This is a genomic window from Bradyrhizobium sp. CCBAU 51765, assembly GCF_015291725.1.
Taxonomy (GTDB): domain Bacteria; phylum Pseudomonadota; class Alphaproteobacteria; order Rhizobiales; family Xanthobacteraceae; genus Bradyrhizobium; species Bradyrhizobium liaoningense.
Window position 1 is genome coordinate 4,902,422 of sequence record NZ_CP030038.1, and the last position, 24,623, is coordinate 4,927,044.

The following is a 24,623-nucleotide window of genomic DNA, read 5'->3' on the forward strand; positions in this document are numbered from 1 at the left end:
AGTTGGCGGGAGGAACGATCTCAGGCCTCGTCAGCGTCCGGCGTCCCGTCGAGCCGGTTCGCGGCGTGGTCCTGATATTGTTCAGTCTGAATGGACTTGCCGTCCATGCCACGAATGTCCGAATGCTGTTTCTTGTCGCGGTTGGACAGCACCATGTTGTCGCCGATCATATCCTTGGGTATGTCGGTCAGTCCGCCGGTGCCGTCGCCCTTGCCATGCATGCCCGATCTGAAATGCGTCTTGCTGCCATGCCCACTTGGCATTTGTCTCTCCTCTCGCAGTGACCTTCCCAAGACGTCGTGCTTCTAGCGCGCCGGCGTCGGTTTCGGCTTGTGCCCGCTCTGACCGGGATCGTTGCTTGTTGTGATCGCTCCCCGGCGGCTTCTTAACCTCCAATCGCCCTGGCGTTCTCATGCGGCGCCTCGGGTCCGCCCTGACGGATGCTGTTCGGGGTCGTGGTGGATGTCGACATGGGATGTCGTCCTCCTCAACGATCTTGCTGGTAGCCTTGATTGGTAGTGTTCTGCTTGATGTTGCCCTGCTGTCCCTGCTGGTCGGGATTTTGAGCACGCTGCTGGCCGTGTGGCGCCTGATCGGCGGACGTTTGCTTGCTGTCGCCAGTTCCCTTGCGGCTCTGATTGTCCGGCGGAACAGGTGGCATCCTGCTGGTCATGATCTTGTCTCCCGTTAAGACGTCGATCTGCGACATGCACGGCCAAGGAATTCGTAGCCGCGCGTCCAGGAGACAACAGGTCCAGCGGCACACCGTTCCTGACTGATCGCGCGCGGCAAAGATTTTCCGAAGGGACGCTGATCTCAGCTCGCCGCGGTGAGGGAACGCTCGAGGCTCGCCCCCGCCCGCCCCGGTGTTCCACGGCTCTCCGTGGTGACGGGAAGTTTCGCGATCGCGCGCAAGCCCGGCCGCCTGCGCCAATGGACCTCGGCAGGATCGACGGCAAGACCGAGTTTCGGCCATCGCACGAACAGCGCTTCCAGCGCGCAGGCCGCCTCGATGCGCGCAAGCTGATGGCCGAGGCAGAAATGGATTCCAGTGCCGAATGAAATATGGCGGTTCGGCTTGCGCTCGAGATCGAGGCGCTCGGGACGATCGTGCACCGCCGGATCCATGTTCGCAGCGGCAAGCATCACCATGACGCGGTCGCCCTTCTTCAAGCGCACGCCTTCGACCTCGACGTCGCGGCGCACATAGCGAGGCTTGGAGAATTGCACCGGCGACACGAAGCGCAGGAACTCCTCCACCGCAAGCCCGACGCGGCTCCAGTCCTGTTCCAGCCAGTCACGCAAGCCGGGATTCCTGAGGAGCTCATGCACCGAACCGCTAATGAGATGAGTGGTCGTCTCGGATCCCGCCGCGAGCAGCAGAAACACCATCGAGACCATCTCGCCCGGCGTGATCTGACCGCCTTCGCGCTCGACCTGGACCAGTTCGGCAATCAGGCCCTCGCCGCCTTGCACGCGTGCAACCTGCAACTGCCGTTCGAGGTAGGCTCGCATCTTGCGGAACGCGAACAGCAAGCGGAAGAAGCTGACGACATTCGTCAGCGAGGACATCTCGTTGGCCCAGGCGATGAACTTCGGGCGATCGGCCGGCGGCAGGCCCAGGAGTTCCGAGACCACCGCGAGCGGCAGGATGCGCGCGTAGCGCTGGACGAGATCGGCCGGGCTTCCCGCTGCGAACAGTTCGTCCGCAAGCGTGTCGGCGATGGCACGGATGCGCGGCTCCATCGCAACGATCGCGCGGCGGCGAAACGCCTCGTCCACGATGCTGCGCAGCCGCGTGTGATCCGGCTCGTCCATCGTCAGCATGTTGTTGGCGATGGTCCTGACGTATCTCGGCATCCACCAGCGCAGACCCGCGACGTCGCCGTCCTCCTTGCGCAGCGTGAAGGTCGCGCCGTCCTTCAGCACCTGCGCTGTCGCATCATGGGTCGTGGTGATCCAGACATCGCCGACGATTGGGAATCGCGTCGCAACCACCGGGCCGGACATGCGCAACGTCGCGATGGCCCTGGGCGGATCGCGGAAAAAAACCTCGCTGGTAAAATCGAGGCGCACAGTCATGGAATCACCGGACCGATTGCTGGCGTTTCACCCAGATGGTGCGCGGCGCGGCCCGTGCAAGGGTCGCCTCGTCGATCGTCGACGAGAGGCGTCTATCCGCGCCCGGGCGAACGCTGGCCGGTCTTGCGCTGCTGGGTGTAGGCGTCCCAATGGCTCCAGCTGGCATTGCTGAGGCTCTGCAGGTCGGTTGCGAGCGGACGGCGCGTGCGCTTATCGTGATCGGCGATCACGCGCTCCGACTGTGCGATCTTCCGCTTGAGTTCCGCGATCGACTTTGGGGGCTGCCCATCCCGCTTCGACGAGGCGATCTCGCCCATCGTGAAGCGCGCGGTCTCCAGCGCCCTCAACTCGGCGCGGTTCTTCTTCAACTGAACCCGGTGCCAGGCGATGTTGCTGTCGCTGTCCGCAACCATGTGGGAACTCCGTTGATTCGCTCCCACAGTGTATCAAGCGCCGAATCGGCGCCGCAACGGGCCCCACGCGGCGAAAATACGGTCTTATCGCGCGGGAATTGCGAGATTACCGCTCGGCGAAGGCCTTTTCGACCACGAATTGGGCCGGCTCGCCGTGATTGCCCTCGGCGAAGCCGCGTTCACCCAGGAGCACGCGGGTGTCCGCGACCAGCGCCGGGCTGCCGCAGATCATGACGCGGTCATGCGCGGCTTCCAGCACCGGCAGGCCGATGTCGGTGAACAGCTTGCCCGACGTGATGAGGTCCGTGATGCGGCCTCGGTTGCGGAAGGGATCGCGGGTCACGGTCGGGTAGTAGATCAGCTGATTGCGAATGTACTCGCCGAGCAGCTCGTCCTTCGGCAGATGCTCGGTGATCATCTCGCCATAGGCGAGCTCCTTGACGTGGCGGCAGCCGTGCAGCAGCACAACCTTCTCGAACCGCTCATAGGTCTCGGGGTCCTTGATCACGCTCAGGAACGGCGCGAGGCCGGTGCCGGTGCCGATCAAATAGAGGTTGCGCCCGTCTTCCAGGTTGTCGATGACCAGTGTGCCCGTGGCCTTGCGGCTGACGATGATCTCGTCGCCTTCCTTCAAATGCTGGAGACGCGAGGTCAGCGGGCCGTCCGGGACCTTGATCGAGAAGAACTCCAGCGTGTCCTCGTAATTGGCGCTGGCGACGCTGTAGGCCCGCAGCAGCGGCTTCTCGCCGACCTTGAGGCCAATCATGGTGAATTCGCCGTTGCGGAAGCGGAAGGTCGGGCTGCGGGTGGTCTTGAACGAGAACAGCGTGTCGGTCCAGTGGTGGACGCTCAAAACGCTTTCCTGATTGAAATTGCTCATCTCACCTTCCCTGTCGCGTCAATGCGGTTCCGAGGCCGGCAGCTATGCGTCGTTTGTACACGATCATTCGTATACTAATGAATAATCCTGCTTGATCCCGCGGTCAAGGCTGCCCAAGATCGAAAGCGTTGCAGTTAGGAATAAGGAGCCCTTTCCATGGCGCATGACGCACCCCAGGCCACCGGACCCTCGAAGCTCGTGATCCGGAACATCGGCCTGATCCTGTCCGGCGCTTTGGAAAAGCCGATCCTGGACGGCGACACCATCGTCGCCGAGAACGGCAAGATCACCGCGATCGGCCGCTTCAAGGACTGCAACGTCGAAGGCGCAACCACCATCGTCGATGCCCAGGGCACCACGGTGGCGCCGGGCCTGATCGACAGTCACGTCCACCCCGTCGCGGGCGACTGGACGCCGCGCCAGAACCAGATCAACTGGATCGACAGCTACCTCCATGGCGGCGTCACCACCATGATCTCCGCCGGCGAAGTTCACATGCCCGGCCGCCCCCGCGACGTCGTCGGCCTCAAGGCGATGGCCGTGTTCGCCCAGCGCGCGTTCTGGACCTTGCGTCCCGGCGGCGTGAAGGTTCACGCCGGCGCGCCGGTGATCGAATGCGAGATGGTCGAGGAAGACTTCAAGGAGATGGCGGCCAACGGCGTCAAGCTGCTCGGCGAGGTCGGCCTCGGCGGCGTCAAGGACGGCCCGACAGCGCGGAAGATGGTCGGCTGGGCGCGCAAATACGGCATCCAGAGCACGATCCACACCGGTGGCCCCTCGATCCCAGGCTCCGGCCTGATCGACAAGGACGTGGTGCTGGAAGCCGACACCGACGTGGTCGGCCACATCAACGGCGGCCACACCGCACTGCCCGATGACCAGATCCGCTGCATCTGCGAGGGCTGCAAGCGCGGCCTCGAGCTCGTGCACAACGGCAATGAGCGCTCGGCCTTGTTCACGCTGCGCACCGCGCGCGAGATGGGCGACCTGCATCGCGTCATCCTCGGCACCGATGCGCCCGCCGGCTCGGGTGTGCAGCCACTCGGCATTCTGCGCATGGTCTCGATGCTGTCCTCGCTCGGCGATCTGCCGGCCGAGATTGCGTTCTGTCTTGCCACCGGCAACACTGCGCGGATGCGGCAGCTCGATTGCGGCCTGATCGAAGTCGGCCGTTCCGCCGATTTCGTCATCATGGACAAGGCTCAGCACTCGCCCGGCAAGAACATCCTGGAGAGCGTGCAGCTCGGCGACCTCCCCGGCATCGGCATGACCATCATCGACGGCATCGTGCGAACGCAACGCAGCCGCAACACCCCGCCGGCGGGAAAGGTGCCGGAGGTGGTGGCGAAGTAGGCTTGGACGAAAGCCAGACCCGTCATCCTGAGGTGCGAGCACGCGGCGCGATGGCACCGTGTGCGAGCCTCGAAGGATGAACGGCCAAGATGCAGCCGGGCCGTCGCCCTTCGAGGGCCGCTGAAGAAGCGGCCACCTCAGGGGTGACGGTGAGAGAGCAGAGCTCACCGCTCCTGTAGGGTGGGCAAAGCGAAGCGTGCCCACCATTCTTTCTCCAGCCGCAGAAATAGTGGGCACGGCGCTCGCGCGCCTTTGCCCGCCTTACGAGACCGACATCACCGCAGCTTGTTCAACAGCGCCATCAGCGTCTCGCGCTCCCTCGCGTCGAGCGGCGCCAGCGTCTCGCGCGTGATCGCCAGCGCATTGGGGGCCAGCTTCTCCGCAAGCTGCTGACCCGCGCGCGTCAGGCTGACCAGGAGCCGCCGCCCGTCGTCGGGATCCTGGCTGGTCTCGGTCAGGCCGCGCGCGGTGAGGCGATCGATCACGCCCTTGATGGTGGCGACGTCCATCGCCGTCAGCCGCCCGAGCTGGTTCTGCGAGCATGGCCCGGTCTCGGCCAGTTTCGACAATGCCGCCCATTGCGTCGGCGTCAGATTGGTGCCGATGTCGCGGGCGAAGATCGAGCTGTGACGCTGCCAGACCTGGCGCAGGATGAAACCGACCTGCTCGTCGAGCACGTAAGGCGGCCTGTTAAACGCTTTGGCCGGTTTGACGTTCTTCTTCGCCGTCACGCTTCTCGCCATCCGTTCCCCGCTCTCACAACGACAGATGCGCGTCGCGGATATCCGGACGCGCGTCGAGCTCGGCCATGGTGCCGCCGAAGCAGATCCGGCCGCGCTCGATGATGTAGGCGCGGTCAGAGATCAATCGCGCGAAATGCAGGTTCTGCTCGGAAACGACGATGCTGACGCCCTCCTTCTTCATGGTCAGGATGGCATCGACCATCTGCTCCACGATCTTCGGCGACAGGCCTTCCGAGGGCTCGTCGAGCAGCACCAGCGAGGGATTGCCCATCAGCGTGCGCGCGATGGTGAGCATCTGCTGCTCGCCGCCGCTCATGCGGCCGCCGGGACGGTTCTTCATCTCGCCCAGATTTGGAAACAGCGCGAACAGTTTCTCGCGCGTCCAGTGCGGCGCGTTCGGGCGCTTCGGCTGGCGGCCGACCTCGAGGTTTTCCTCGACTGTCAGGTCAGTGAAGATGCGCCGCTCCTCCGGAACGTAGCCGAGCCCCTCGCGCACGATCTCGTGTGTCGGCTTCGCCGAGACATCCTTGCCCTCGAACATGATGCGGCCGGAGCGCTGGGCGACGAGGCCGACGATCGAGCGGAACGTCGTCGACTTGCCGGCGCCGTTGCGTCCCAGCAATGCCACGACCTCACCCTCACCGACCTCGAAGCCGATGTCGAACAGGATATGCGCAGGGCCATAATGGCTGTTGAGGTCTTGCACCGTGAGCTTCATGCCGATGTTCCCTCGCGGTGGCGGGCATCGTAGACGAGGCCCTCGCCGAGATAGACCGCCTGCACCTGCGGATTGCCACGCACCTCCGCCGGCGAACCTTCGGCGATCAACGTCCCGCGATTGAGCACGATGATGCGGTCGGCATGCTCGAACACCACGTCCATGTCGTGCTCGGTGAAGAGCACGCCGATCGACTTCTCCCGCGCGATGCTCGCGGTCAGCCGCATCAGATCGACGCGCTCGCGCGGGGCCATGCCGGCGGTCGGCTCGTCCATCAACAGCAGCTTCGGCTGGTTGGCGAGCGCGACCGCAAGCTCGAGCCGCTTGAGGTCGCCATAGGCGAGCTCGCCGCAGGGACGGTCCGCGTAGCCACCCATGCCGACCAGTTCGAGCAGGCGGCCGGCCTCGCCGCGGTCGAACTTCGGCGCCGAGCCCCAGAGGTTGTAGAGCTGCTTCTCATGCGAAATCAGCGCGACCTGGACGTTCTCACGCACGGTCATGGTGGCGAAGGTCGCGGTGATCTGGAACGTGCGCCCGACGCCGAGCCGCCAGACCTCACGCGGCTTCCTGCCCGTGATCTCTTCGCCGAGCAGGCGGACATGGCCGCTGTCAGGCTTGTTCTGGCCGTTGAGCATGTCGAAGCAGGTGCTTTTTCCCGCGCCGTTCGGACCGATCAGCGCCAGGATCTCGCCGGCACGCAGCGAGAACGAGACGCCGCGCACCGCATGGATGCCGCCATAAGACTTGGTCAGGCCTTCGACCGCGAGAAGTGGGGGTGTGGCACTCATTCGGCAGACTCGATCGGCTTGGCAAGCAAGGGAGAGCCCGGCGGCGAAGACTTTCGCCGGCGCTGCGCCAGCATCTCGAGCATGCCGACGATGCCCTTCGGGAAAACGACGACGATCAGCATGATGAAGCCGCCGAGCACGAGCTTCGACAGATCGGTCTGGCTCACCAGCCAGATGTTCAAGGCCTTGTAGACGATGGCCCCGATCACCGCACCGGACACCGTCTCGACGCCGCCGAGCAGCACCATGACCAGCGCGTCGACCGACAGCGAGATGCCGAGATTGTCGGGGAAGACGCTGCCCTTGAGGTAGGCGAACAGCGCCCCGCCGATGCCGGCGGTCGTGCCGGCGATCACGAAAGCGGTCCACTGGATCCGCTTGGCATTGATGCCGACCGCTTCGCTGCGAAGAAGCGAGTCGCGCGTTGCACGGAGCGCGTAACCGAACGGCGAGAACACCATGGCCCGCAACGCGACGGTCACCAGCGCCGCGACGCCGAGCGCAAGCCAGTAGAAATGCGACGGGCTCGCCGCCCAGCTCGACGGCCAGAGACCCAGAATGCCATTGTCGCCGCCGGTCACGCTCACCCATTGGAACGCGATCGACCACACGATCTGCGCGAAGGCGAGCGTCAGCATCGCGAAATAGACGCCGGAGAGCTGCACCGCGAAGAAGCCGAACACGGCGGCGCCCATGCAGCCGAGCAGCGGGCCAAGCAACAGACACACGATCATCGGCAGCCCCGCCATTTTGGCGAGGAAGGCGATGCCGTAGGCGCCGAGCCCGAAATAGGCGGCATGGCCGAAGGACGCGAGGCCGCCGACCGACATCAGGAAGTGCAGGCTGACCGCGAAGATCACGAAGATTGCGATCTCCGAGCCCACGGTGAGCAGATAATTGCCCGCGAACAGCGGCAGCATCGCTGCGACGACGAGCGCAGCAACCGCCGCCAGCCGTTCGTTCGACGTCAGCGGCCGCCAGGGATTGACGGTGAGGCCAGGCGTCTTTCGCGCAGCCGCCTCCGGCTTGCCGAACAGGCCCCAGGGTCGCACGATCAGCACCACCGCCATCACCAGGAAGACCAGAATGATGGAGATCTTCGGGAAGATCAGGATGCCGAAGGCATTCAGCTCCGAGACCAGCACGGCCGCGACGAAGGCACCGACGATGCTGCCGAGGCCGCCGATCACGACCACGACGAACACCTCGACGATGATGCGCAGATCCATGGCGTGATGCACGGCATCGCGCGGGATCTGAAGCGCGCCGCCGAGGGCTGCGAGGAAGACGCCGACCGCGAACACCGACGTGAACAGCCATTTCTGATTGACGCCGAGCGCCGCGACCATGTCGCGGTCCTGCGTCGCCGCGCGCACAAGCACGCCCCATCGCGTGCGCTGGAACAGCAACCAGAGAATGCCGAGCACGACCGGGCCAAGCACGATCAGGAACAGATCATAGCTCGGAATGTTCTGGCCGAAGAAATCGATGGCACCCCTGAAGCCCGGCGCGCGGCGGCCGACGAGATCGTCGGGCCCCCAGATCAGGACCACGAGGTCCTCGACCATCAAGGTCAGGCCGAAGGTCGCGAGCAGCTGGAACAGTTCGGGCGCGTGATAGATGCGGCGGAGCAGCACCATCTCGACGATCACGCCGATCATCGCCACGGCCAGCGCGGCCAGCACGATGCTGCCCCAGAACCCAAACGCACCCGAAAGCCGCTCGGTGAGCGTGAAGGCGATGTAGGCGCCGATCATGTAGAAGGCGCCATGCGCGAAATTCACGATCCGGGTCACGCCGAAGATGATCGACAGGCCCGAGGCCACCAGAAACAGCGACGCTGCGCTGGCGAGACCGGTCAGAAACTGTACGACATAAAAAGCCATCGGCGGTCCGGGTTAAGTGAAATCGTAGGATGGGTTAGCCCTGCAGATGCGCAGAGCGCATCTGCTCGGCGTAACCCACCACCTCTTCTCGTATGGCTCCGAAAGTGGTGGGTTACGCCAAGCGATCTGCGCTCGGCTAACCCACCCTACGGCAGCGGAGATCAATCCTTCGGCCGCAGCTTCGCGACTTCGGCATCGCTGGGCAGATAGTCCGCGCCTTTCTTATAGGACGAATCCACCATCACGCCCTTGCCGTCCTTCAGCGCGGTCTTGCCGACATAGGCACCGAGCGTCGATTGGTGGTCGATCTTGCGGAAGGTGATCTCGCCGAACGGTGACGGCATGGACAGCCCTTCCGCCGCGGCGATCAGCTTCTCCGGATCGGTCGAGCCCGCTTTCGCGAGAATGGCGGCCGCCGACTTGATGGTCTGGTAGCCGACGATCGAGCCGAGACGCGGATAGTCGTTATACTTGGCTTGGTAGGCCTTCAGGAACGCGTCATGCTCGGGCGTCTTGATCGAGTACCAGGGATAGCCGGTGACGATCCAGCCCTCCGGCGTCTCGTCCTTGAGCGGGTCGAGATACTCGGGCTCGCCCGTGAGGAACGAGACGACCTCGCGTCCCTTGAACAGACCGCGGGTGTTGCCTTCGCGCACGAGCTTCACAAGGTCGGCGCCGAAGGTGACGTTGAGGATCGCTTCGGGATTGGCGGCAGCCACCGCCTGCACCACGGGACCTGCGTCGATCTTGCCCTGCGGCGGCCACTGTTCGTCGACCCACTGGATGTCGGGACGCTTCTCCGACATCAGCTTCTTGAACACGGCGACCGCCGACTGGCCGTATTCGTAGTTCGGCGCGATCGTGGCCCAGCGCTTGGCCGGCAGCTTCGCCGCCGCCTCGACCAGCATCGCCGCCTGCATGTAGTTGGAAGGACGCAGGCGGAAGGTGTACTTGTTGCCCTTGGACCAGGTGATGGCGTCCGTCAGCGGCTCGGCCGCGAGGAAGAACACCTTCTTCTGGTTGGCGAAGTCGCTGACCGCAAGGCCGATGTTGGACAGGAAGGTGCCTGCGAGCATCGCAACGCCCTCGCTCGAGACGAGCTCGTTGGCCGCGGTCTGCGCGTCGGCCGGCTTGCCGCCATCATCCTTGGAAATGACGACGAGCTTCTTGCCGTTGATGCCGCCGGCCGCATTGATCTCCTCGACCGCAAGCTGCCAGCCCTTGCGATAGGGCTCGGTGAAGGCCGGCAGCAGCGAATAGCTGTTGATCTCGCCGATCTTGATGTCCTGCGCCAGGGCCGAATGAGCCATGCCGCCCGCCAAAAGCGCGAAGGCCGCGCCCACAAAATAGTTTCTCGCTCGCATCCCAACCTCCAGTTTTGAACTCTCTACGTCTTCAGCGTAATCGTGTCGGGGAAGCTGTGCCCGCCTCCCCGGTTCAAACCCTATCTCAGACCGTCTTCGCCCTTGATCTCCGCAACCGTGAGCCCACCGACGCGCGGCAGCGGACGGCCGCTGTCGGTGACGGCGACCGCGACCATGATCTCGTTGGCGCGCGGCGCATCGTTGATCTGCACTTCCATGCCGTCGAAGTGACTGCGCACGAAGGCAGCATCCTTGTGCCCGAGCGGAATGTCCAGCGTCGTGCCCGGGCCGCTACGCTTCTTCGAGGACGGGATCAGAGCTGCGCCCTTGCCCAGCACCTTGCGCACCGGCGCGCCCATCTTGGGGTGGAGGATTGCGGCGGCATGCTCCAGCTCGCCGTTCTCGCCGACGGCGGCGGCTTTGCCATAGCTCTGCGCCTTGGCGCCATCGATGCCGAGCGCAGCCACCGCGCGCTTCGACAAGAGCTCACCCAGCTCCTCGCCGATCGCGATCAGCGGCGACAGATCCTCGACATATTTTCCGGCGAACGGATTCTCGATGACGGCAATCGCAGCCGCACGCCGGGTCGGCGGCGACACCTGCCGGCCCATCTCCATCTGCGTCTCTTCGACGACGGTGACGATCTTGCGAATGATCGCGCTCATGATTGTGTCCTCAGGTTCTTCCCTGTTCAGGCATGAACCGCGTTCTCCAGCGTAACCGGGCGCGATCGCTGCCGCTCAATATCTTTCGGTCCGATGACAAGCATATCACCACAAAGCTGCAACACGGCACCCTCGATCAGTCCGCGATCGAACAATTGCCGTGCACGTTCTGCGCCAGATTCGAGTGCGGCAGCGATCTCATCGAGAGACAGCTCGCCGACATCGCGGGTGACGAGGCGCGCGCCCAGATCGCTGTCGGGCTGAAGCTCGGTCGCAGGCCTCCGGATGATGGCGGGATGCCCGGGCAGGTCGACGGCATTCGCGATCACCGTCGCCGCCGCATCGGCCTGCGCTGCGGTCGCCGCCAGCACCGTCACGGCATCGGCGATGCCGAGCGAAAAGCTGCGGCCGTGGCGTCCGCTGGTCGCGACGCCACGCGACGGATCATTCGCATCGATCCTCATCGTCCGCATCACACCGTCGCGGTCGGGCCGATCCATCAGTCCGACCGAAAAATGCGTGCCTTCAGCGAGATGAAGCGCGATGTCGCCACCATTGTTGACGTAAGCCCGATCGAGCGTCGCAACGCGCAGCATCGCCCCCAGAATCTCCTCGGCCACGCTGCCTGCAACAGCCGCCATCGGCGTGATGAAGCAATCGGCGGCATAGGGCGCGACAGCGGCGTGCATACGACGCGCGACGGCGCCGGTCAGCGAAGTCCGCGTCGCAGCATCCGCACGCAACTCAGTCAGTTCCGCGCATAGCTCGTCGAGAAGCCCGGTGAACCGGCGCGCCGCAGCCTCATAGGCCGCGCGCACCTCGTCCGCACGTCCCCTCGCCTCCACGATCAGATCAATCGGTCCATCCTGCAAATGCAGCCGCCGGCCATCAGACAGCAATGCGATTTGCGGGCGCCTCGTCATGTCCGGCGCCCCGGAATCGGGTGATGCCATGGCAACTGGCGGACATCGTCGCCGTTCTGAACCTCGGAGAGCGGCTTCACGTAGTCCATGTGGCCGCCGAGCGCGGCATAGTCGGACAGCGTCATCGTGAACTCGATCGGCGCGACCAGCGCCGGCGTCGGCACATAGCCGAACGCGCCTGACGGCATCTGCGTCACGTCGACCATGTAGGTGATGCCGCCGCCGGGCCAGACATAGACCGGCGCGCCGCCGCTGGTGACGCGCGTCAGCGCATCCTTCACCGAACGCGTCAGTCGCACCGGATTGTCGGTGACACCGGCACGCAGTGAGCCGCCGGCGCCAGCCATGAACAGCACCGTGCACAGCGCCGGCTCGCAGTTTTCCTGGATCCGCTCGACCGAGAATCTCAACTCGGCCGGCATCTCGGTCTCGATCGGCTTCAAGGCTTCGTCGAGCACGTAATACGACGAATGCTCGCCCGTGGTGGAGACCATCAGCATGGTCAGACCGGGCTTCGCTTCCTTGGCATCGAACGGCCCGAGGATCGACAAGGGATCGGAAATGTTGGTGCCGCCCCAGCCCGTGCCGGGATCGGCGACCTGGAAATAGCGGCCGGGCGTGGAGCGCCGTCCCTTCATCTTGATGCCGGTGTCGGCGATGTCGAGAAGCTTGCCGGCCTGATGCTCCGAGAGCACCCCGGTGATGTGGTCGTCGACCACGACCACCTCGTCGACCTTGCCGTGCCATTGCTTGGCGAACATGCCGATCGTCGCCGAGCCGCAGCCGACGCGCATGCGCTCTTCTTTCATGCCGTTGACGATCGGCGGCTGCCCGGCCTGCACCACCACGGTGGCGCCACCGTCAATGGTGAGCTCGACCGCCTTGCAGTTAGCAAGGTCCATCAGCGTGTCGCAGGTGACGCGGCCTTCCTTCTTGGAGCCCCCGGTGAGATGATGCACGCCGCCGAGCGACAGCATCTGCGAGCCATATTCGCTGGTCGTGACGTGGCCAACCGCCTCGCCCTGCGCGCGAACGGTCGCGGTCTCCGGACCAAGATAACGATCGGTGTCGATCTTCACCTTGATCCCGCAATAGGAGAAGATGCCCTCGGTGACCACGGTCACCATGTCGACCCCGTCGACCTCAGCGGCGACGATGAACGGCGCCGGCTTGTAGTCGGGATAGGTCGTGCCCGCACCGATCGCGGTCACGAAGGTCGAGGGTTCGTGGACGATCTTGCCGTCCCAGTCTTCGGTGCGACTGAAGGGAACGAGCTTGCCGCCATGCGAGACCGTACGCTCCAGGATCACGTGCGGATCGACACGGACGAGCTTGCCGTCGTGATTGGCGTAGCGGTCGCAGGCACCCGCTGCGCCCGGCTTGATGTAGCACATCACCGGACAAGCATCGCAGCGGATCTTGTCGATGACGGCGCTCGTCGTTTCAATCACCATGTCGGAGCCGGTGGCCACTGCGGTTATCGTTCGTACACGAACAATGTTGCGCGCGGTCCCCTGGCGCTGTCAAGCGGCGGTGCAACGCAAAAGATGCGGCTGCCGCATAAAACCTCATTTGCCTATCGGCTCTGTCCACAAAGAAGGCAACCACGCTGCAGTGCGGGATGCACCGCTTGCACGTTTGTGTACAAACGGTATCGTTCGCCGCCGTAGAGTTACGCGCGCTTGGGAACGAGGATGACGAAGACACCGATCCGCCTCACCGTGAACGGCAGGATCCACGAAATCACGGCGGAGCGCCAGACGCCGCTGCTCTATGTGTTGCGCAACGAGCTCGCGCTCAATGGCCCAAAATATGGTTGCGGCCTCGGCGAATGTGGCACCTGTACTGTCCTGATCGACGGCGCGGCGGCACGCTCCTGTGTGATTCCGGTGAGCGGCTGCGCCGGCCGCGACATCGTGACGCTCGAAGGCCTCGGCACCCGCGACAAGCCCGATGTGGTGCAACAGGCCTTCATCGACGAGCAGGCCGCACAATGCGGCTATTGCCTCAACGGCATGATCATGACCACCAAGGCGCTGCTCGCGATCAACCCGCGGCCGAGCGAGCAACAGGCGCTGGCGGCGCTGCGCTACAATCTCTGCCGCTGCGGCACCCATGTCGAGATCCTGCGCGCGGTGATGCGGGCATCCGGCCAGCTCGTCGAGGCCGCGGACTGATGGCCTCCCCTGTTTCGAACGGAGCTGAGCGGCCATCGGGTTCGCTCGTCGTCGCCCGCACCGTGGACGAGGTCACATCCGAGACCTTCGTCCGCATCACCGCGGACGGAGCGGTCACGGCCTATAACGGCCATGTCGATCTCGGCACCGGCATCCGCACCGCCCTTGGCCAGATCGTCGCCGAGGAGCTCGACGTTTCCTTTGCGCGCGTCGTGGTCGTGCTCGGCGACACGTCGGTGGTGCCGAACCAGGGCGCGACGATCGCCAGCGAGACCATCCAGATCACCGCGGTGCCCCTGCGCAAGGCCGCGGCGCAGGCGAGGCACTTCCTGATCGCGCGCGCGTCCGAGCGGCTGGAGCTGCCGGCCTCCGAGTTACGGATCGAGGATGGCCTCGTGCGCGGGAACGACAACCGCAGCGTCAGTTATGGCGAGCTGATCGGCGGCGAAGAGATCCGGCTCGAGCTTGCCGACGACGTCGCGGTCAAACCTGTCGGCGACTACGCGATCGTCGGCCAGTCGACGCCGCGCGTGGATCTGCCCGCCAAGGCCACGGGCGAGCTGACCTTCGTCCACGACATCCGCGTGCCGGGCATGCTGCACGGCCGCGTGGTGCGGCCGCCCTATGCCGGCGTCGATGCCGGACCGTTCGTCGGCACCAGCCTGCTCGCGGTCGATGAATCCTCGGTACGCGACATTCCCGGCCTGATCGCGGTGGTGCACATCGGCGATTTCGTCGGCGTTGTCGCCGAGCGCGAGGAGAATGCGATCCGTGCGGCAGAGCATCTCGAAGTGAGCTGGAAGCCGACGCCCGCCCTCACCGACCTTGCCGATGTCGAGACCGCGCTGCGCGCCAATCCGTCGACGCCGCGCACGCTGATCGACAAGGGCGAGGTCGACAAGGCGATATCGGGCGCGGCCAAGCCGATGCAGCGCACTTATGTCTGGCCGTATCAAATGCACGCTTCGATCGGCCCATCCTGTGCCGTCGCCGACTACAGGGACGGCAATATCCGCGTCTGGTCGGGCACTCAGAACCCGCACGTGCTGCGCAGCGATCTTGCGCTGCTGATCGAACGTCCCGAGAGCGAGATCGAGGTGATCCGGCTCGAAGCCGCCGGCTGCTACGGCCGCAACTGCGCCGACGACGTCACCGCCGATGCGCTGCTGCTGTCGCGCGCCGTTGGCCGGCCCGTTCGCGTGCAATTGACACGCGAGCAGGAGCACGCCTGGGAGCCCAAAGGCACCGCGCAGCTCATCGACGTCAACGGCGGGCTCGATGCCGACGGCGGCATTGCCGGTTACGATCTCACAACGCGCTATCCCTCGAACACCGCGCCGACTCTGGCGCTGCTGCTGACCGGCCGCATCTCGCCCGATCCGGCCGTGCTTCAGATGGGCGACCGCACCGCGATCCCGCCCTACGATTACGACCACATGCGCGTCGTCGCCCACGACATGCCCCCGATCGTGCGCGCCTCATGGTTCCGCGGCGTCTCGGCACTGCCGAACACCTTCGCGCATGAATCCTATATCGACGAGGCCGCGACCGAGGCCGGCGTCGACCCGATCGAATACCGCCTGCGCTATTTGAAAGACCAGCGCGCCGTCGATCTCGTCAATGCAGTCGCCGAACGCGCGGGCTGGACGCCGCGGCCGGTCCGTGAGGAGAAAGACGGCGAGGTCGTGCACGGGCGCGGCTTTGCCTACGCGCTTTATGTCCACAGCAAGTTTCCCGGCTATGGCGCGGCGTGGTCGGCCTGGGTCGCCGACGTCGCGGTGAACAAGACGACGGGCGATGTCAGCGTCACGCGCGTCGTCGCGGGACAGGACTCCGGCCTGATGATCAATCCGGACGGCGTGCGCCACCAGATCCATGGCAACGTCATCCAGTCCACCAGCCGCGCGCTGATGGAGGAAGTGTCGTTCGAGCGCGGCGCGGTGGCGGCACGCGAATGGGGCGCCTATCCCATCATTCCCTTCCCCGACGTGCCCAAGATCGACGTCCTGATGCTGCCGCGTCAGGATCAGCCACCGCTCGGCGTCGGCGAATCCGCCTCGGTGCCGAGCGCGGCGGCGATCGCCAACGCGATCTTCGATGCCACCGGCGTGCGCTTTCGCGAGCCGCCGTTCACGCCTGAACGCATCCTGAAAGGGCTGCACGGTGATGCACCGGCGACACCACAGGCCCTGCCCCCTCCCGCGGCGTCGCAGCCGGCCCGCATCTGGCAAAACCCGTTCGCAAAGCGTGCCGGCCTCTTCGCGACCATTGCGGCTTTCTGCACCGCCGCAATCGGCGTCGGCGCGGCGCTGCTGCCGGGCCGCGCGATTGCACCCATCGCGCGCCCCGACGCGTCGGTCTATTCCGCGGCGACGATCGCGCGCGGAGAGGTGCTCGCGGCGCTCGGCAATTGCGCGGAGTGCCACACCTCGACCGGCGGCGCGCTCAACGCCGGCGGCCGCGCGCTTGAAACGCCGTTCGGCACGATCTACGCGACCAACATCACGCCCGACGTCGAGACCGGCATCGGCGCCTGGTCCTATCCAGCCTTCGAGCGCGCCATGCGTGACGGGCTGCACCGTGATGGGCGGCAGCTCTATCCGGCCTTTCCCTACACGCATTTTGCGAAGACCAGCGACGCGGACATGCAGGCACTCTATGCCTACCTGATGGCCCGGCCCGCGGTGCGCGCGACGACGCCGGCGAATGCGCTCGCCTTCCCGTTCAATCTCCGCCCGCTGCTCGCGGGCTGGAACGCGCTGTTCCACCAGACGCGCGAGTTCAAGCCCGATCCCGCCAAGTCCGAGCTCTGGAATCGCGGCGCCTATCTGGTCGAGAGCCTCGGCCATTGCAGCGCCTGTCATTCGCCGCGCAACGCGATCGGCGCCGAGCAGCGCGAAGCCTATCTCGCCGGCGGCTTTGCCGAGGGCTGGGAGGCACCGGCGCTGACCTCAGTCTCGCAGGCACCGATCCCGTGGAGCGAGGATGAGCTTTTCGCTTATTTGCGCACCGGCCATTCGCGCTATCACGGCGTGGCGGCCGGCCCGATGGCGCCGATCGTCCGGGACCTCAAGGCCCTGCCCGACCAGGACATCCGTGCGATGGCGGTCTATCTCAACTCGTTCAACGACGCCGCGACCGACCGGCAGGCGCAGGATGCGCTCGCGGCAAAGCTCGAGAGCGCAACCCAGGTCACCGTTGCCTCTTCCACCGGCGCGCGGTTGTACCTGGGCGCCTGCGCCGTCTGCCACGAGGTCGGCGGCCTACCGCTGTTCGGCACTCGCCCCTCGCTCGCGCTGAACAGCAACCTGCACAGCGGAACGGCGGACAATCTGGTCCAGGTGATCCTGCATGGGATCGCCGAACCGGTCACAAGCGATCTCGGCTACATGCCCGCCTTCAAGGGCAGCATGAGCGACGCGCAGGTCGAGGAGCTCGTGACGTTTTTGCGCAAGCAGTTCGCACCCGACAAGCCGGCCTGGACCGGCGTGCGCGAGACGATCGCGCGGCTGCGCACATCGGCGCACTGAGATAAAGATCAAGGGCGTGGCTGGAAGCTCGCCTGCTGCTATCCTTCGAGACGCCCGCCTGCGGCGGGCCCTCAGGATGAGGACGGAGTGCGTGGCAGCCATTCAATGAAGCAAAGGTCGCTGCTTAGCCTCATCCTGAGGAGATCGCGAAGCGGTCGTCTCGAAGAACGAGGCGTTTGCTCAGCCCCCGCCCAGCTCGCATGCTTTAACTCACCCGTGCTTCACCTCGACCGGCGGCGTGCCGTGGGTGTGGAACGACTCGATCGTCTTCAATCCCCAGGCCTGGCCCTTCTTGCGCTCCTCCTCGGTCCACACGATCGGCTTCCAATCGGGCGCGAGGATGAGGCGCGCGCCGGCATTGGCGACCTCGACGCGGTTGCCGCCGGGCTCGTAGACGTAGAGGAAGAAAGTCTGCTGGATCGCGTGCTTGTGCGGGCCGGTCTCGATGTGCACGCCGTTCTCCAGGAAGATGTCGGCGGCGCGCAGAATCTCCTCGCGGCTGTCGAGTGCGTAGGTGACGTGGTGGAAGCGGCCGGGCACGCCGGAATGGTCGAGCGAATAGGCGAAGTCGTAGCTCTTGTTCGACATCGTCAGCCACATCGCCGCTTCCCGGCCGTCATTGAGCACGATCTGCTCGGTGAGACGGCAGCCGAGATAGGTCTCGAAGAACTCGCGGTTGGCCTTGATGTCGACGGCGAGGCAGTTGAGATGGTCGAGGCGGCGGACATTGACGCCGCGGGCCGGAAAGCGCTGCGCCTGGTTCTTCAGCGCTGGCTTGAGCTCCGGCGGCGCCTGATACCATTCGGTCTCGTAATAGAGCTCGACGATATGGCCGTCGGGATCGCGGCAGCGGAAGGTCGGCCCCTGCCCCATGTCGCCGTCGATCCAGCCGATGTCGAAGCCGGATCCTTTCAGCGCGGCAACGCGGCGCTCCAGCGCCTGCTGGCTGCGCGCGCGCAGCGCCATGTGGCCCATCCCTGACGTCTTCGAGGCCGTGAGCTTGAGCGAATAGCGCTCGTAGTCGTCCCAGCCACGCAAGTAGACCGACTCGCCTTGTCGTCCGCTGACGGTCATGCCCATGACATCGACGAAGAATTTCAGGCTTTCGTCAGGCTTCGGCGTCAGCAGCTCCATGTGGCCGAGATGGGCGAGATCGAGGATTGGTTCGGGCTGCATGATTTCCTCCCAGGGACGTCGCTACGATCCGCCGGACCGGACGGCGCCATTGAACGCGGGGCACAACGACGCGCGCCCCGCACGGCACCGGTGGCAGCGATTTCATTTGTACTAATGTACAAATGATTAGGTCCCGTCAACAAATCAAGCCGCCATGCCCCCCGCAAATGACGGCCCGGCAGGGCCGGCTGGGTCTTCCAAACGGGCGGTCGCCCGCCTGAATGGTAAAGTCTTCCTTAAGGCCGGCTCGACGCACCGGCCTGGAAAAGCAGCAGTTTCCCGGCGATTCCGCCCATGAGTATGCATCAGGACCAAACCTGTTGGCCGAACTGCCGCGGATTTAACGGAGCGGGCGCGCCCGGCGCTTAACCCTTTGTCCAGCGACGGCCGCGCATAGTCCGGTGCAAATCCCTCGCTCTGGCCAGGTTCATTCATCGTGACATCCTTTGGACGCGTGATTTCGGTTCGCGGATCGCTCGCCCGGGTCGGGTTGTTGGCGGCAAGCCAAATGCCGATCTCGGAGGTTCGGGCGACCGTCGGCCGTTTCGTCAGCATTCGCTGCGCCAGCTCCGTCATCGTTGCGATGATCACCGAGGTCTCCTGCGAGAACCTGTCGAGCTCCGACGGCTACATCGCCATCGCCTCGGTCGACCTGCTCGGCGAGATCCTCAACGCTGCGGACAAGGCCAAATTCCAGCGCGGCGTCACCAACTATCCGACCATCGGCGATGCCGTCGACCTGATCACCAGCCAGGAGCTGCGCACGATCTACGCGCCGACCGGGTCGGATCAGATCAACGTGGGTTTCCTCCAGCAGGATCGCTCCGTCGTCGCCTATGTCGACGTCGAGGAAATGCTGTCCAAGCATTTTGCGGTGCTGGGGTCGACCGGCGTCGGCAAATCGACCGGCGTCTCGCTCCTGCTCAACGAGATCCTGAAGGCGCGACCGAACCTGCGCATCTTCCTGCTCGACGTGCACAACGAATATGGCCGCTGCTTCGGCGACCGCGCGCTGGTGCTCAACCCGCGGAACCTGAAGCTGCCGTTCTGGCTGTTCAACTTCGAGGAAATCGTCGACGTGCTGTTCGGCGGCCGCGCCGGCGTGCCCGAGGAGCTCGACATCCTCGCCGAGGTGATCCCGCTGGCCAAGGGCGTCTACACCCAGTACCAGAACGCCGACCGCATCGGCCTCAAGCGCATCGATCCCAAGCAGATCGGCTACACGATCGACACGCCGGTGCCCTATCGCCTGGTCGACCTGCTGTCGCTGATCGATGAGCGCATGGGCAAGCTCGAAAACCGCTCCTCGCGCATCATCTATCACAAGCTGATCTCGCGCATCGAGGCGGTGCGCAACGACCCGCGCTACGCCTTCATGTTCGACAACGCCAATGTCGGCGGCGACACCATGGCCGAGGTGATCAGCCATCTGTTCCGCCTGCCCGCCAACGGCAAGCCGATGACAGTGATGCAGCTCGCCGGCTTCCCGGCCGAAGTCATCGATTCCGTCGTCTCGGTGCTGTGCCGCATGGCCTTCGACTTCGGCCTGTGGAGCGACGGCGTCTCGCCCTTGCTGTTCGTCTGCGAGGAAGCGCATCGCTATGCGTCCGCCGACCGCAACGTCGGTTTCGGGCCGACCCGCAAGGCGGTGTCGCGCATCGCCAAGGAGGGTCGCAAATACGGCGTCTATCTCGGCCTCATCACCCAGCGCCCGGCCGAGCTCGACGCCACCATCATCTCCCAGTGCAACACGCTGTTCACGATGCGCCTTGCCAACGACCGCGACCAGGCCTTGCTGCGCGCCGCAGTGTCGGACGCAGCCGCGAACCTGCTCTCCTTCGTGCCGTCCCTCGGCACGCGTGAAGTGCTAGCCTTCGGCGAAGGCGTCGCCCTGCCGACGCGCCTGCGCTTCAAGGAGGTGCCTCCGCACCAATTGCCGCGCGGCGAGGCCACCATCAGCAGCGTGCCGTCCGTCACCTCCGGCCACGACATGCATTTCGTCAGCGCCGTGCTCGAGCGCTGGCGCGGCGCCACCTCGCAGCGCGACGTGCCGAACGACCCCGTGTTCTCGGCGCCGCCGGCGAAGACGATGTCCAGCGTCGAAGCCCCGATGCTGCAACCGTCGATGGGCCTCGATCCGGACCGCTTCTCGCTGTTGAAGAAGCCGCTGCGGTAGCACATCTCTCGTGTCCCGGACGCGCCCGCAGCGTGCAACGCCGCTGCGCCGCGTCCGGGGCACGAGACCTTGCGACGCCTCTGGAGCGTCTCGCCCGCATCGACTATGGTTCCCGCCTCAAGCCGGAATCCACGCCCATGACAAAGACCGCCGCGCAACGCTTCCCCGCACCCGCCCTCGATACGCTGCCCGAGGACATCCGCACGCGACTTCTCGCCGTGCAGGAGAAGAGCGGTTTCGTGCCGAACGTGTTCCTGACGCTGGCCTATCGTCCCGACGAGTTCCGCGCCTTCTTCGCCTATCACGACGCACTGATGGAGAAGGACGGCGGCCTCACCAAGGCCGAGCGCGAGATGATCGTGGTGGCGACTTCGGCGGCGAACCAGTGCCAATATTGCGTGATCGCCCACGGCGCGATCCTGCGCATCCGCGCCAAGAACCCGCTGATTGCCGATCAGGTCGCGGTGAACTACCGCAAGGCCGACATCAGCCCGCGGCAGAAGGCGATGCTCGACTTCGCGATGAAGGTCTCGACTGACGCGCAGCGGATTTCCGAGGACGATTTCGCCATGCTCCAACCGCACGGCTTCAGCGACGACGACATCTGGGACATCGCCGCGATCGCCGCCTTCTTCGCATTGTCGAACCGGCTGGCGAACTTCACCGGCATGCGCCCGAACGAGGAGTTCTACCTGATGGGACGACTGCCGAAGACATGACGGGCAAGACATGACCGAGCTGGACTGGCCCGAAATCCTGCTGCGCCTCGGCGCGGCGACGCTCGCCGGCGGCGCGATCGGCCTCAACCGCGACCTGCACGGCAAGCCGATCGGGCTGAAGACGCTCGGCATCGTCGGGCTCTCCACGGCAACGGTCGTGCTGCTCGCAGTCCAGTTCGCCGAGCCCGGCAGGATGACCGATGCGACGAGCCGCGTGATCCAGGGCATCCTGACCGGCATCGGCTTTCTCGGTGCCGGAGTCATCGTCCACGAGAGCGACCGCTTTCGCGTGCGGGGCCTGACCAGCGCGGCCTGCACCTTTCTCGCCGCCTGTCTCGGCATTGCCTGCGGCGCCGGACAATGGAAGATCGTCCTGCTCGCGCTGGCTGTCGCCTTCGTGCTGCTCACGATCGGCCGCCGCATCGAGCGCTGGCTGCATCGCGCGCTCGGCGGCAAAGAGGATCCGCACCGGCCGGAGACCACGCCGCCTGCGGGTCCCCGCACTAGCGGCTAGTGATCATACGCCGCGCAATCGCCTCGGAGGCGAGCGCGTGCAAGGCTCCATCGAATCGAAGGGTTCTGGCGAGCACTGCATCTGCCGCAACCCGATCGCCTGCTGCCGCTCACGTCTTCCGCCGCAGGCTCCAGAGACTTCCAGCGCCCAGAATGGCGGTCACGAGCAGAATCGCAACGAAGGTCTGGATGATCGTGAAGTTCAGGGCATCGCGCGCAACGAACAGCGCGGTGACCGCGCCGGCGATGACGAAGAGGATGCGAAAGATGATGCTCATGGCCATGTCTCCAGTCGGCATGACCTGGAGCCCACCTCGCCCTCGACATCGGGACGCAATGCTGCTTCGGCAATCATGCAGGCGGACCATAGCCGCCGGCCGCCGCCGCAAATTTGCGGAAGATCAAGCGTGTCCGGGCCGCCAAGCCGCTAGCGTTTTGTCATCAACTCGAGCGCCGGGGCAAAACGATCGGCAAATGACAATGTCTTGGCGTGGTGAACTGCGGCAAACGATGCCGAAATCCCTGCTGAGGCGACGGCGAGCAAGGCAATGGCAAGAACAAGACGGCGCATTCCGGCCTCCTGTGTAAGCTCGATACCCCAAAGAGATGGGGTGGCCCTGTTTCAGGACCGCTTCATGGAGACGGGAAAGTGATTTCGCTCAAGCGACCGTGATGTGGCGCGGCGGGTGGTGCCGCTGGCGCCACGGCCCTAATCATCGTCCGCCGGACCGCACCAGCCGGGCAGATAGACGGCATTCTTGCTTCTGGCCGCGGCCATCGCCTTCTCGATCGCCCTGTCGAAATCGGACTCCACCACCTTGCGCGAGACCTGTCGGCGGAGGAAATCGGCCCACAGAAATTCGGAGAACGGCGTGGTGTCTTTGGCGAAGCCGCCCATGCGGCGCAATTCGCCGGCAAGGCTGCGAAACGGATCGTCCTTGAGGTCGGCGACCGATTTCGGCAGGTCGCGAAACGATCGCCGCTCGCCCTTGGCGTCGTAGGGATAGGCCCAGCGCTTGTTGTCCATGACGCCCCAGAAGGCCTTGCGCTCGACCATCCTGAGGTCGCCGACGATGGTCACCAACACCTCCTTGACGCCTTCATCGTGCAGCGCGCGGCCGAGATGATGGTGATCGATCACGTAGTAGCGCGAATCGGGGCCATAGACGACGGGGATCATGTGCTTGCCGAGCAGATCAGCCTGCTTCTTCTCGTCGTGCTCGCGCCAGCGCTTGCGCTTCTCCCTGACCTCGCGCATGCCGACCGTCATCTGCGTCGGCCGGAGCGACAGGATCGGGACAGGATGCACTCGCGGCTCGCGCGTATTGGTCATGATCGATAGGTCCTCGGATGGTCCGGCTTCCCGCGACTATGCCATGGGCCCCGCGGCGACAAAATGCGTTCGGAAAGGACGCCGAGATCACAAGTCGGTACTGGCGGGACGGAGGGACGAACTCCGTGGCCGTTGCGATCCCTGTCGTTGCGGCGCAACCCGCGCCACCACCACGACGGCCGGTTCCCGGAGAGCTCCACACCGGCCCATGCACAAATAGTGCAAATGAACAAATGCACGCGAGCATTGAGAAGATTTTCTGCAACGCGCGCGTCACGTATGCTATCTAAATCGCTGCTTCGGAGTGATCCCCGCCCCATGAACAACCAGCGGCCCATAAGCTCGGATGACGAGCACCGGGTGCTCCAGTTCAGGCCGCGCACCTCGCCTCCCACGGCGGCCCAGCGCGGCAACGGCACCGTACAACCGTTGCGCGTCGCTCCCGATCGGCTGGACCTGTCGCGCTACGAGCGGCCCCGCGCCGAACCCGACAATTTCCGCCAGCGCATGCTTGCCAACATCGCGGCGCTGGCCTTCACCATCGCGCTGACCGCGATCGGGATCTGGCTCGCGGTTAGCATCGCCGACCTGCGCCGGACCCAGGATTGCGTGCTGATGGGTCGCCGCGACTGCGTCAAGATCACGACGCCGCATATTTAGGGGCCGGCCCGCCGCTGGCCGTCCGGCGGAAGGGTCCCGGTGGCATCCCCAAGCCTGTCCCTTTGCGATCCCCTTGGCCTGCCCGGCTCCATTGAACTCGGGGCGGCGCTCCGATATACGGGCTTTCGACCCGGCCAGAGGGGGGGTTGAGGGCGTCATTCGGGGCGCGATGCCCACCCACCGTGCCACTCTGGACAATCTGACAAATACCCGCAATATATCAAAGGCTTAGTGATGTCTTCCACATTCGATCAGGTCGCCACGATCATCGCTGAAACCTGCGACATCCCGCGCGACACGATCACGCCGGATAGCCACGCCATCGATGACCTCGGCATCGACAGCCTCGATTTTCTGGACATCGCGTTCGCGATCGACAAGCAGTTCGGCATCAAGCTGCCGCTGGAGAAGTGGACTCAGGAGGTCAACGACGGCAAGGCGACCACCGAGCAGTATTTCGTGCTGAAGAACCTGTGCGCCCGCATCGACGAACTGGTTGCGGCCAAGGGCGCGAGCGCCTAAGG

Annotated in this window: 25 protein-coding genes; 8 read left to right on the plus strand and 17 right to left on the minus strand. The window is 65.0% G+C overall.

All coding sequences use genetic code 11. From position 1 onward, the window contains the following. Positions 1-20: 20 nt before the first annotated feature. The 5 genes from XH96_RS23570 to XH96_RS23590 all read right to left on the minus strand — a co-directional run bounded on the left by XH96_RS23570 (position 21) and on the right by XH96_RS23590 (position 3,375). Positions 21-263 carry a hypothetical protein gene (locus tag XH96_RS23570; protein ID WP_194387883.1) on the minus strand — a complete coding sequence of 81 codons (243 nt, stop codon included), beginning with the start codon at positions 261-263 and terminating at the stop codon, positions 21-23. A gap of 224 nt (positions 264-487) precedes the next feature. Further along, the gene (locus tag XH96_RS23575; protein ID WP_061877672.1) at positions 488-673 is read right to left on the minus strand and encodes a hypothetical protein; all 186 of its coding nucleotides are present in this window, start codon (positions 671-673) and stop codon (positions 488-490) included. A 143-nt stretch (positions 674-816) separates the two neighbouring features. Continuing rightward, a complete protein-coding gene (locus tag XH96_RS23580; protein ID WP_194387884.1) occupies positions 817-2,082 on the minus strand; it encodes a cytochrome P450 in 1,266 nt (421 codons plus the stop codon). A 92-nt stretch (positions 2,083-2,174) separates the two neighbouring features. Then, a complete protein-coding gene (locus XH96_RS23585) occupies positions 2,175-2,495 on the minus strand; it encodes a hypothetical protein (protein ID WP_194387885.1) in 321 nt (106 codons plus the stop codon). A gap of 106 nt (positions 2,496-2,601) precedes the next feature. Then, positions 2,602-3,375 carry a ferredoxin--NADP reductase gene (locus XH96_RS23590; RefSeq protein WP_194387886.1) on the minus strand — a complete coding sequence of 258 codons (774 nt, stop codon included), beginning with the start codon at positions 3,373-3,375 and terminating at the stop codon, positions 2,602-2,604. A gap of 156 nt (positions 3,376-3,531) precedes the next feature. Here XH96_RS23590 and XH96_RS23595 point away from each other — a divergent pair, with 156 nt between their 5' ends. Then, positions 3,532-4,728: an amidohydrolase family protein gene (locus tag XH96_RS23595; RefSeq protein ID WP_028178544.1), complete on the plus strand. Its 1,197-nt coding sequence runs from the start codon at positions 3,532-3,534 to the stop codon at positions 4,726-4,728. A 275-nt stretch (positions 4,729-5,003) separates the two neighbouring features. Here XH96_RS23595 and XH96_RS23600 read toward each other — a convergent pair whose 3' ends face one another. The 8 genes from XH96_RS23600 to XH96_RS23635 all read right to left on the minus strand — a co-directional run bounded on the left by XH96_RS23600 (position 5,004) and on the right by XH96_RS23635 (position 13,269). Continuing rightward, positions 5,004-5,471: a MarR family winged helix-turn-helix transcriptional regulator gene (locus XH96_RS23600; protein WP_194387887.1), complete on the minus strand. Its 468-nt coding sequence runs from the start codon at positions 5,469-5,471 to the stop codon at positions 5,004-5,006. 13 nt (positions 5,472-5,484) lie between these two features. After that, the gene (locus XH96_RS23605) at positions 5,485-6,189 is read right to left on the minus strand and encodes an ABC transporter ATP-binding protein (protein WP_027571698.1); all 705 of its coding nucleotides are present in this window, start codon (positions 6,187-6,189) and stop codon (positions 5,485-5,487) included. Further along, positions 6,186-6,977, minus strand: coding sequence for an ABC transporter ATP-binding protein (locus tag XH96_RS23610; protein WP_194387888.1), 792 nt, complete (start codon positions 6,975-6,977; stop codon positions 6,186-6,188). Before XH96_RS23610 ends, XH96_RS23605 begins: the two co-directional genes overlap by 4 nt. Further along, positions 6,974-8,863, minus strand: coding sequence for an ABC transporter permease (locus XH96_RS23615; RefSeq protein WP_194387889.1), 1,890 nt, complete (start codon positions 8,861-8,863; stop codon positions 6,974-6,976). The genes XH96_RS23610 and XH96_RS23615 overlap by 4 nt, the downstream gene beginning before the upstream one ends. A gap of 161 nt (positions 8,864-9,024) precedes the next feature. Further along, on the minus strand, positions 9,025-10,227 hold the full coding sequence (locus tag XH96_RS23620) for an ABC transporter substrate-binding protein (protein WP_194387890.1): 1,203 nt from the start codon (positions 10,225-10,227) through the stop codon (positions 9,025-9,027). 80 nt (positions 10,228-10,307) lie between these two features. Then, positions 10,308-10,892 (minus strand): amino acid synthesis family protein, encoded by a 585-nt coding sequence (locus XH96_RS23625; RefSeq protein WP_024338309.1) that lies wholly within the window; start codon positions 10,890-10,892, stop codon positions 10,308-10,310. A 26-nt stretch (positions 10,893-10,918) separates the two neighbouring features. Further along, positions 10,919-11,815 (minus strand): UPF0280 family protein, encoded by an 897-nt coding sequence (locus XH96_RS23630; protein WP_194387891.1) that lies wholly within the window; start codon positions 11,813-11,815, stop codon positions 10,919-10,921. Next, on the minus strand, positions 11,812-13,269 hold the full coding sequence (locus XH96_RS23635) for a 6-hydroxynicotinate reductase (protein ID WP_194394227.1): 1,458 nt from the start codon (positions 13,267-13,269) through the stop codon (positions 11,812-11,814). Before XH96_RS23635 ends, XH96_RS23630 begins: the two co-directional genes overlap by 4 nt. 240 nt (positions 13,270-13,509) lie before the next feature. On the opposite strand from XH96_RS23635, the gene XH96_RS23640 reads away from it, so the two are divergent. Then, the gene (locus XH96_RS23640; protein ID WP_194387892.1) at positions 13,510-13,992 is read left to right on the plus strand and encodes a (2Fe-2S)-binding protein; all 483 of its coding nucleotides are present in this window, start codon (positions 13,510-13,512) and stop codon (positions 13,990-13,992) included. Further along, positions 13,992-17,522 carry a molybdopterin cofactor-binding domain-containing protein gene (locus XH96_RS23645; protein ID WP_194387893.1) on the plus strand — a complete coding sequence of 1,177 codons (3,531 nt, stop codon included), beginning with the start codon at positions 13,992-13,994 and terminating at the stop codon, positions 17,520-17,522. The genes XH96_RS23640 and XH96_RS23645 overlap by 1 nt, the downstream gene beginning before the upstream one ends. Positions 17,523-17,732: 210 nt before the next feature. Here XH96_RS23645 and XH96_RS23650 read toward each other — a convergent pair whose 3' ends face one another. Then, positions 17,733-18,698 (minus strand): catechol 2,3-dioxygenase, encoded by a 966-nt coding sequence (locus XH96_RS23650; protein ID WP_194387894.1) that lies wholly within the window; start codon positions 18,696-18,698, stop codon positions 17,733-17,735. A 436-nt stretch (positions 18,699-19,134) separates the two neighbouring features. On the opposite strand from XH96_RS23650, the gene XH96_RS23655 reads away from it, so the two are divergent. The 3 genes from XH96_RS23655 to XH96_RS23665 all read left to right on the plus strand — a co-directional run bounded on the left by XH96_RS23655 (position 19,135) and on the right by XH96_RS23665 (position 22,107). Beyond that, positions 19,135-20,874: an ATP-binding protein gene (locus XH96_RS23655; RefSeq protein WP_194387895.1), complete on the plus strand. Its 1,740-nt coding sequence runs from the start codon at positions 19,135-19,137 to the stop codon at positions 20,872-20,874. 137 nt (positions 20,875-21,011) lie between these two features. Further along, the gene (locus XH96_RS23660) at positions 21,012-21,593 is read left to right on the plus strand and encodes a peroxidase-related enzyme (RefSeq protein WP_194387896.1); all 582 of its coding nucleotides are present in this window, start codon (positions 21,012-21,014) and stop codon (positions 21,591-21,593) included. Positions 21,594-21,603: 10 nt separating this feature from the next. After that, positions 21,604-22,107 carry an MgtC/SapB family protein gene (locus tag XH96_RS23665; protein WP_194387897.1) on the plus strand — a complete coding sequence of 168 codons (504 nt, stop codon included), beginning with the start codon at positions 21,604-21,606 and terminating at the stop codon, positions 22,105-22,107. 109 nt (positions 22,108-22,216) lie between these two features. Here the strand turns inward: XH96_RS23665 and XH96_RS23670 are convergent, their stop codons facing one another. From XH96_RS23670 to XH96_RS23680, 3 genes are all read right to left on the minus strand, one after another. Next, entirely contained in the window at positions 22,217-22,384 is a 168-nt protein-coding gene (locus XH96_RS23670) for a hypothetical protein (RefSeq protein ID WP_165936397.1), read from the minus strand. 149 nt (positions 22,385-22,533) lie between these two features. Then, positions 22,534-22,677 carry a hypothetical protein gene (locus XH96_RS23675; protein ID WP_194387898.1) on the minus strand — a complete coding sequence of 48 codons (144 nt, stop codon included), beginning with the start codon at positions 22,675-22,677 and terminating at the stop codon, positions 22,534-22,536. Positions 22,678-22,815: 138 nt separating this feature from the next. Then, a complete protein-coding gene (locus XH96_RS23680) occupies positions 22,816-23,439 on the minus strand; it encodes a ParB-like protein (protein ID WP_194387899.1) in 624 nt (207 codons plus the stop codon). A gap of 318 nt (positions 23,440-23,757) precedes the next feature. On the opposite strand from XH96_RS23680, the gene XH96_RS23685 reads away from it, so the two are divergent. Next, positions 23,758-24,099 carry a hypothetical protein gene (locus tag XH96_RS23685; protein WP_131874546.1) on the plus strand — a complete coding sequence of 114 codons (342 nt, stop codon included), beginning with the start codon at positions 23,758-23,760 and terminating at the stop codon, positions 24,097-24,099. 234 nt (positions 24,100-24,333) lie between these two features. Continuing rightward, positions 24,334-24,621: an acyl carrier protein gene (locus XH96_RS23690; protein WP_007592476.1), complete on the plus strand. Its 288-nt coding sequence runs from the start codon at positions 24,334-24,336 to the stop codon at positions 24,619-24,621. The last annotated feature ends 2 nt before the right edge of the window (positions 24,622-24,623 follow it).